Origin of the sequence: Actinomyces sp. oral taxon 849 str. F0330 (genome assembly GCF_000239715.1) — a bacterium.
GTDB classification, from domain to species: domain Bacteria; phylum Actinomycetota; class Actinomycetes; order Actinomycetales; family Actinomycetaceae; genus Actinomyces; species Actinomyces johnsonii.
The window spans coordinates 456,233-462,308 of record NZ_JH470348.1 but is presented as its reverse complement, the minus strand read 5'-3'; the positions used below and the strand labels follow the sequence as shown (position 1 = coordinate 462,308).

Here is a 6,076-nt window from a genome sequence, read left to right as displayed (position 1 = left end):
CGCCCTGCCGTTGCTGGGACTGCTGCCAGCGGCGCCGCTGAGCACCGCGGGCCTATGGCTCCCACTCGTGGTGACGGTCGGCGCCATGGTGGCCGCCTGGAGACGTCGGGCGGTCCTCAACTCCCTGCGGGTGCGCCATGCCGTCAGCGCCGCCGGGGCCGCCGCCCTCCTCGTGGCCGCCGGCGTGGGGCTGTTGTGCCTGGCCGCCTCCGGCTCTGTGGGGCCGGGCCGGATGACCGACGTCGGCCCCCAGGTCCTCTACACCGTGATCCTCGTCTTCGTCGAGGTCGGGGTCGGCCTGGCCGCCATGGCGATCCTGGCCCACCCCTATACGCGCACCTGGGCCAGGGGCGCCCTGCCCGAGTCGATCCTGCCGGCGACCGACCGGCGTCGAGATGCGGACGAGGACGACGTCGAAGAGCAGGACGGCGAGGCGTAGGGCCGGTGCTCCCCTCGGAGGGTTGCAACGGCCCGCGCAGGGCGGGAGACAGCGGCGCACCGCGCTGCGCGGGAACGTACCTTTCGATCGAGGACTGAGTTCTCCCGCAGACGACTGAGGATGGACGTCAGTGGTTTGCGGGATGGGTACGTTCTCGATGGAGAACGCAGTTCCCGATCCGCTTGGCCGGCCGCCCCGCTCTGCGGTCGAGGCCGGCCAGGATCACCACGGTCCCTGTCAGGTTCTGCGGGCTCGCGTCACCAACCACGTGGCGCCCACAGCGCCCACTGGTGTGGACTCTGAGCATGCAGAACTGTTCGAGTCAGCGGGCCGGGGCATCGGCGCTGCTCAGGGCGCCGATCGCCGTGTCCACGGCCTTGATGAGCTCAGGCGTCACCGCGAGGGGCGCCGACCCGGCCCGGTAGGTCATCCCGGGAATGGGGGTGTACAGGACGTTCGCCTCCAGGCCCGCGCGGCCCTCCTTGAGGGCCTGCCACAGGTCGGGGGACTCGTGGAAGAATCGCGTGACGCGCTCGTCGGAGGCCATCTGCTCCAGGACGTTATCGGCCGACTTGTGCGCCGCCCGGCCCGGCAGCCTGCGGGGAGGAATGTCGGTCTCGTCGTCATCATCGATGGTGGGGGCGGCCCCCTGATACTCGACGACGACCAGCTGAGCCCCGCCGGAGGAAAGTCCCAGAGCGTGGACCGGGCTGTCGACGGGACGCTGGTCGATGGCACTGACCCGGAAGGCGTCGGTGATTCGCAGCCCCTCCAGGATGGCGAACTGCTCGCCGTTACCGGTGTTGAGGCGGCGCGTCAGGCCCAGGATCTCGGCCTGCTGCTCCGACACTGAGGCGGCCAGATCGCGCATCTCGCCGACGACCTGGGAGTCGGCCCCGGAGTCGGCTAGATCGGCGACGGTCTCATCGATCCGGCTGGGCTCCAGGGCCTCGATGTCGACGACGCCCAAGGACTCGGCGAGCTTCCGAAGGCGCGCGATATCGGCCTCGACCGCCACCTGCCGCTTGGTGCGCGCCGTGAACAGCGCCTGGCTCTCGGAGAAGCTCTCAGCACCCCGGATCCGCCGGTTGACCGAGAGCTCGGCGGCCAGGTCAGTACCGCCCCCGGCGGGACTCGCACTCAGAGCCGAGCGCGGCATGTAGGTCATGGCGAAGTCCAGCAGGGCCAAGCACGCCTGCCCCGGCGTGAGAGTGACTAGGTGACGTAAGAGGCTGCTCGACGACGGCGCTGTGCTGATGCGACGCCCCGGCGCCCCCAGCATCAAGACGAGGGACAGGCTCATAGCCACCGCGGCCAGCGCACCGATCGCGTAGAGGAGCCCCTGGGTGCCGCTCAACCCGCTCCACCACTGGGAGAACAGGCGCGGCAGCGCCGAGAGGAACAGGTCGTCCTCGGTCTCCTTGAGTTCGGGGGCGAGCTGCCAGACGGTGCGCACCTCGTACATGCAGCACAGGAGGAACAGCACGACACTGACCACCAGGATTCCCAGGCGGAAGCCCTGGCGGGCATTCGGCTCAGCGCCCGGCGTCGTGGCCTCCATGGCGTCGGCCCGCACGCCGCGCACCTGCTCGGCAGTCGCCCGACCCGCCCGCATGGCGTAGAGGCGCCCCTGGCGCAGGTCCCCGTAGGCGCCCCAGGTGACGGCCAGGTCGCCCCAGGTGAAGTTCGCCAGCGCCACCACCGAGACGATGAGAGCGCGCACGAATGGCGGCGCCTCAGTGAGGTTGGGGTAGCGGGGTGCCGGCGCCCCGGCCACCGTCCAGCCGTGCACGCCCGCGTAGGCGCGACGGTGGGCGTCCAGGAGCAGGCAGGCGGCCATGAGGATGACGGACAAAGGGATAGCGCTCAGGCCTCCGCCATTGACCCGCCACAGGAACATGAGCAGCGCCGGGAAGCCGCCACCGGAGTCACTGTGGCCGAGCTGCTGGGCGATCCTGGCGATGTAGGTGGCGTGGTCGCTCACCGACTGCAGGATGACCACCGCCGGCAGGATCCAGGCCACGATCCGCAGCCACACGAGGTTCCTGGCCCCCTCGAAGGCCGGTGAGTCCTTGAGGCGCCACAGCGTGATCGCCAGGGCCACCGCCATCGTGATGTTGGCGGTGCTGACCTGGTTGCTGACCGCCAGGACATTGCTGTCCTCCTGGGTCATCGACCCTGAGGTCCATGGATTGAAGGAGAAGGGCAGCCGCCCGTTGCCCAGGATCGAGGCGAGCATGCTGCTCTCCTCAAGGGCCCGGATACCGTCCTTGACGGCCGTCAGGCCGGCGCCGGCGGCGAAACCGAGCAGGGCCCAGTCGGAGGCCGCCAGACGGCGCATCCGGCCCGGTGCCAGGAACACCACGAGGACCAGGGGCACCAGGGGGCTGAGCACGTCCAGGGCAATAGTCAGGGCGATGCTCATCCCGTTGCCCATGACGGACAGTCCCGCGCCGGTGCGCACGGAGCTCATGATCATGGCCACGATGAGCGACCAGACGGCGCCGACGCCGTACATAATCACCACCGAGCGCCAGCTGATGGTCCGCGTGCGCGCGAGCAGGGCCACCACCATGAGGCAGATGGCCATGAACGCCGCCGGGACGGCGGCATAAGCCAATCGCGGAACGATGAACAGGGCGGCGACGAGCAACGGGATCATGATGGCGTAGGCTCCGCGCATCACCAGGCTCAAAGCGCTGGACAGCCCCGAATGGCGACTCCACCAGCGCCGGTAGGCGGAGGCGGCCTCCTGCCACCGCTCGGAAGGAACCCCGCGGTATACCGGTGTCGCTGCGATGTTGATGGGCGCAGTCATGCTGTGGACTGTATGCCGTATCTAAAGCCGCCCGCAAGGAAACAGGCCGTTCGGTCGGCCGATTCGCCAGCAGCGACGTCTCCGATGAAGACAGGATGACAGAGCCGTGCCGGCGCTGGTGGCCTGAGCGCCGCCACTCGATAGGATGGTCCCGGCCGTGACTGGCGAGGGTGGGGCACCACCGGGGAGCGGCCGAGGCCGTCCACGATCGGGACGTCGCCCGCCTGGGCGTCCCGCCCCCACGTTGCAGCAGGAGCGCCATGTCCTCGTCGTCCTCTCGTTCTTCCCGACCGGTCAACACAGTCGCCGAGGCGGTTCCCACCGCCCACGTCCCCACCGAGGGCCTCGTCAGCCCCGACCGCGTCCCCGTGCGCCGCGCCCTCGTGTCCGTCTACGACAAGACCGGCCTCGTTCCGCTCGCCCGGGCCCTGGCCGACGCCGGCGTCGAGATCGTCTCCACCGGTTCCACCGCCGCCACCATCGCCGCCGCGGGCCTGGCCGTCACCCCGGTGGAGGAGGTCACCGGCTTGCCCGAGTGTCTCGAGGGCCGGGTCAAAACCCTCCACCCCGCCGTTCACGCCGGCATCCTCGCCGATCGCCGCAAGCCCGACCACCTCGACCAGCTGGGGACCCTGGGGGTCGCCCCCATCGACCTGGTCGTCGTCAACCTCTACCCCTTCACCGATACCGTCGCCTCCGGCGCCCCCTTCGACGCCTGCGTCGAGCAGATCGACATCGGCGGACCCGCCATGGTGCGCGCCGCCGCCAAGAATCACCCCGCCGTTGCCGTCGTCACCTGCCCCGAGCGCTACGACGCCGTCGCCGCTGCCGTGCGCGAGGGCGGCTTCACCCTGGCCGATCGCCGCCGCCTGGCCGCCGAGGCCTTCGCCCATACCGCCGCCTACGACGCCGCCGTGTCCACCTGGCTGTCCGCGCAGGTCGAGGCCGACGCCGCGGACGGGGCCGGTTCGAGCGAGCCGGCCGCGCCTCCCGCCTATGTCGGCGTCGGCTACGAGCGCCTGGCGAGCCTGCGCTACGGGGAGAATCCCCACCAGCGCGCCGCCGTCTACCGCACCGCCGGGGCGAGCGGGGGAGTGGCCGGCGCCCGCCAGCTCCACGGCAAGGCCATGAGCTACAACAACTACACCGACACCGACGCCGCGGTGCGCGCCGCCTACGACCACGGCGAGGTCGTCACGGTCGCCGTCGTCAAGCACGCCAACCCCTGCGGCATCGCCGTCTCGGCCGCCGGCGACGTCGCCGAGGCCCACCGCAAGGCCCACGCCTGCGACCCGGTCTCCGCCTACGGCGGCGTCATCGCCACCAACGCCACCGTCACCGCCGAGATGGCCCTCCAGATCAAGCCGATCTTCACCGAGGTCGTCGCCGCCCCCGCCTTCGCCGACGAGGCCGTGAAGATCCTGTCCGCCAAGAAGAACCTCCGCCTGCTCGTCGTCGAGGCCCCTCGGCGCGAGGGCTACGAGATCAAGCAGGTTTCCGGCGGCGCCGTCATCCAGGAGCGCGACGTGCTCAGCGCCGACGGCGATGATCCGGCGACTTGGACCCTGGCCGCTGGGCCCGCCGCGGACGACGACCTCCTGGCCGAGCTCGCCTTCGCCTGGCGCTCGGTGCGCGCCGTGCGCTCCAACGCCGTCCTCCTGACCCAGGGCGGTGCCACCGTCGGGGTGGGCATGGGACAGGTCAACCGCGTCGACTCCTGCAAGCTCGCCGTCGAGCGCGCCAACACCCTGGGCGCCCGCTCCACCGGCGACGCCGCAGCCGACAGCCCGCAGAAGGACCGGGCGGAGCAGGTGGAGAAGGGCGCTGTCGGCGGGGGCGACGCCGCCGAGGTCCTGGGAGACCCGACTGGAGAGGCGGTGAGCGCGCCCGAGCGCGCCCGCGGGTCCGTGGCCGCCTCCGACGCCTTCTTCCCCTTCGCTGACGGGCTCCAGGTCCTCATCGATGCCGGAGTGCGCGCCGTCGTCCAGCCCGGTGGGTCCATTCGCGACCAGGAGGTCATCGACGCCGCTCAGGCAGCCGGCGTCACCATGTACCTCACCGGCACCCGCCACTTCGCCCACTGACCCGCTGCGGCGGCCCGGGTCCGTCGCTCTCGCTTCGGGCACGGGGCCGCCCCCGGGAGGAAGGTCGTGGACCGACGCCCCTGCGCGCCGATAGGCTCACCACCGTGACTCACGACCCGCATCCCCGGCAGGCCGAGCACAAGGAGCCCTACCGCACCATCTGCGTCATCCTCGTGGCCATTGGCCTGGCAGCGGTCCCGGCCATTGCGCTGCTGGGACACCGCCGCATCGCCGTCCTATGGGCGGCCACCGGGATCCTGGCACTCGCCATCGTCAGGATCCAGCGCCCCGACGGCACCTGGCTGGCCGCGCGCAGCCGCCTGTTCGACGTCGCCTTTGGAATCGCCCTGGCCGCAGTCCTGTTCCTCCTGTCCTCCTACGTCAACCTGCCCCACATCATGTAAGCGGCGCCGTCGCGTCATCGGCCCCGGCGATTTCTCCAGTCGACATGATCACTCTCCTCCTGTGATCTGGGCCGTTCGGGTCCCATTTCTCGGTCCGAGGCGGCGCCGTCACCGGCCGGTGTGGCACGCTGGCCCCAGTCAAGACGTCTTGTCATCTCGTTTCACACCCTGAAGGTCCCTCTATGTCAAGCAATCCCTCATCCCTCACCAGGCGCCTGTTGGCCGCAGTGTGGAGGCTCCTGTTCCCCCTCCGGTGGCTGCTGGCTCTGCTGTGGCGGCCCGTCCGCTGGGTGCTGCTTTTGCTGTGGCGACCGGTCCGCTGGGTGCTGTT

General features: G+C 70.7%; 4 protein-coding genes and 1 riboswitch. Of the genes, 3 read left to right on the top strand and 1 reads right to left on the bottom strand.

Annotated features, from left to right (window positions below; genetic code table 11):
* The coding region (locus HMPREF0975_RS16535) for a cell division protein PerM (RefSeq protein ID WP_009232409.1) at positions 1 to 439 on the top strand (439 nt) is incomplete at its 5' end.
* Positions 440 to 761: 322 nt separating this feature from the next.
* On the opposite strand, the gene HMPREF0975_RS01860 is transcribed toward HMPREF0975_RS16535, so the two are convergent.
* Positions 762 to 3,257 (bottom strand): membrane protein, encoded by a 2,496-nt coding sequence (locus HMPREF0975_RS01860; RefSeq protein WP_009232408.1) that lies wholly within the window; start codon positions 3,255 to 3,257, stop codon positions 762 to 764.
* Positions 3,258 to 3,404: 147 nt separating this feature from the next.
* A riboswitch (ZMP/ZTP riboswitch) is annotated at positions 3,405 to 3,494 on the top strand.
* Between the two features lie 23 nt (positions 3,495 to 3,517).
* Between HMPREF0975_RS01860 and purH the strand changes: the two genes are divergently transcribed.
* The gene (gene purH / locus HMPREF0975_RS01855) at positions 3,518 to 5,341 is read left to right on the top strand and encodes a bifunctional phosphoribosylaminoimidazolecarboxamide formyltransferase/IMP cyclohydrolase (RefSeq protein ID WP_009232407.1); all 1,824 of its coding nucleotides are present in this window, start codon (positions 3,518 to 3,520) and stop codon (positions 5,339 to 5,341) included.
* 104 nt (positions 5,342 to 5,445) lie between these two features.
* The gene (locus HMPREF0975_RS01850; protein ID WP_009232406.1) at positions 5,446 to 5,745 is read left to right on the top strand and encodes a DUF3017 domain-containing protein; all 300 of its coding nucleotides are present in this window, start codon (positions 5,446 to 5,448) and stop codon (positions 5,743 to 5,745) included.
* Positions 5,746 to 6,076 lie beyond the last annotated feature (331 nt).